General features: G+C 64.1%; 1 protein-coding gene. It reads right to left on the reverse strand.

Annotated elements, in window-relative coordinates; genetic code table 11:
- The coding region (locus A7X97_RS01685; RefSeq protein WP_111007539.1) for a class I fructose-bisphosphate aldolase at nucleotides 1–518 on the reverse strand (518 nt) is incomplete at both ends.

A 518-nucleotide genomic window follows, 5' to 3' on the forward strand; every position in this document is an offset into this window, starting at 1 on the left:
GGCCGTAGGAGAAGCTCAGCGGCCACGGCAGGTTGCCCAGCTGGTTCATCGCGTTCAGGTGCTCGGTGGACTGCTCGTCGCTCTGGCCACCGGACAGGAACACCACGCCCGGCAGGATGGCCGGCACGGTGCTCTTCAGGCACATCACGGTCGACTCGGCCACTTCCTCGACATCGGCCTGCTCCTCGCAGTCCTTGCCGGAGATGACCATCGACGCCTTCAGGATGGTGCCTTCCAGCAGCACGTTCTGCTGGTACAGGGCGTCGAACAGCGAACGCAGGGTGGCTTCGGTGACTTCGTAGCAGGTCTCGATGTCATGATCGCCGTCCATGATCACTTCCGGCTCGACCATCGGCACCAGGCCGCATTCCTGGCACAGCGCTGCATAGCGGGCCAGCGCATGGGCGTTGGATTCGATGCAGGTACCCGACGGGATGCTCTCGCCGATGTTGATGACTGCACGCCACTTGGCGAAGCGCGCGCCCAGCTTGTAGTACTCCTGCAGGCGCTCACGCAGG

The organism is Stenotrophomonas sepilia (assembly GCF_003244875.1).
In the GTDB taxonomy this organism is placed as follows: domain Bacteria; phylum Pseudomonadota; class Gammaproteobacteria; order Xanthomonadales; family Xanthomonadaceae; genus Stenotrophomonas; species Stenotrophomonas sepilia.